The organism is Mesobacillus sp. (genome assembly GCF_049588175.1).
Classification (GTDB): Bacteria; Bacillota; Bacilli; order Bacillales; family Cytobacillaceae; genus Mesobacillus.
Genome location: NZ_JBAVFI010000793.1, coordinates 1 through 1,846 on the forward strand (window position 1 = coordinate 1; position 1,846 = coordinate 1,846).

The 1,846-nt window shown below is 41.2% G+C and carries 1 protein-coding gene and 1 pseudogene; both read left to right on the forward strand.

All coding sequences use genetic code 11. The annotated features are described in order from the left end of the window. Positions 1-573, forward strand: a pseudogene (locus WB217_RS19270) (hypothetical protein); the annotation flags it as partial. A 203-nt stretch (positions 574-776) separates the two neighbouring features. Continuing rightward, positions 777-1,846: DUF4179 domain-containing protein (locus WB217_RS19275; RefSeq protein ID WP_423994958.1), on the forward strand; the 1,070-nt coding region annotated here is incomplete at its 3' end.

Sequence of the window (1,846 nt, forward strand, 5' to 3'; positions counted from 1 at the left end):
ATGCTCGGGTATTCACTGACGAATTCAAGGACAGGGAAAGCAACCTTCTACACTGGAAACCTTGAAGAATCATATATGGATTCCGAAGGTGCGATGCAAATTATTGAAAAGAAGTTCATTGAGAAAAAGTGGCATGGCGAAATGCCGATTCTCTATAACTTCTATGGAGAAGCAAGCTGGTTAACATCTGTTCTTGATTCGAACGGCTTCTTGCAAAATTACTTTATCGTATCGGCAGCGAACCCAGAAATTTCAGCGTATGGAAACACTCCAAATGAAGCATTGAGGAAATATAAAACAGCATTGCAGCATGGCGGCGGAACGCTGGATGGCACTTCGAAGGCAGAAGAAAAGCAAACCAGCGGAGCAGTGTTGCGCGTTTACAAAGAAAAAACAGGCGACTTCACGATTGTCTCAATCCTGCTAGACAACAAAAAGAACTACATCATCTCATCAGAAACCAACCCATTGGCGATTTACGTAAAAGAAGGCGACCAAGTCAAAATCACATACATGGATACCGGCGAAACCTTCCTGCCAGTGAAAGAATTGGTGATTCAAGGATTAGAATAAAGAGAAAACGGAAGCATGGGGACGTACCTTATGCTTCCGTTTTCTTTATAGACATTTCATCGGATCAATATCGTTTTGTGCTGACCGACGTTTTACAAAAGGAGCAAAGGGTACGTCCCTCTGCTTCAAAAAGATGTCTGGCTTAATAGGGAATTAATGGTAAAATAGTGTTAGAGAATGAGCGTGTTAAAGGGGGAACATATATGATTCCAGCAAAAATGGATGCTATTTCTACCACCATTATTCGAGAGAAAGGGATAGAATCTGTCGTCGAGTGGTTCGATCGGCATAAGCAATCTTTCTATACACTAGGTTGGTTTTACCTTAAGGATAAACAGCAAATGGAAGAGCTTTTTTACCGGTCGATTATAAAAGTGCACAAGGAATTGCCTCGATATAAAAGTGACCTATCGTTCGAATTGTGGGTGACCTCCATTTTTATCGATAACTGCCGTGAGCTTTCTCATGATAGAGGCTCGCAAGTTTCAGAGGGAAATCAGGATTTATTTAAAGCACTTGATCATCTGGAGGCTGGCGAAAAGGAAGCCATGCTCCTTACATATGTAAAAGGATTTTCTCATGAGGAAGCTGCGCATATTCTCCGAGTTTCAGAGGATAAAATGAAACAGCTTTTGTTTTCTGGAATACAGTCCGTTAGAAAACAATTGGACGGATCAACCTATAATGGCTGTAAAGAGTACCATAAGCATTACATCGATTACATGGAGAAATCCATGGGTCGGCCGGAAAAAATTGAGTTTGAGAAGCATATTTATCATTGCGAGGATTGTCAGGAGGATTTGGCCACCTTTCAGGATGTCACGGTAAAATTAATGGATCTTGCCAAGGGGATTAACGATTTACCTGAGATGACTCATTTGATGGAGAACGTTAAAAATAGACTGATAGAAAAAGAGAAACACAGAGAACAGAAGAATAAAAAGCGTATAAGATTAGGACTAGTTTTTGCCAGTGTATTCGCATTCGGTATCGGGATCGCTGTCTTTACCGGTGCATTTAACTACGTCTACTATGGATGGACAGAGGAAGACGAGCAGTTGCGTGCCTTTTTGCAACAGGACCTGGGCCAAAGGGTGAACTTGGAAGCGGAAAACGAGGGAGTGAAAATTAAGATTACGGGCGTGGTTGCGGATGATGTTCAGACGCTTATTTTTTATAAAATTGAAGATACAGATGAAGAGAATCAATATATGATGAATTATGAGGATGGTCTCAATGTAGAGAACGAGAATGAAGTCTTGAACCAGCAGAC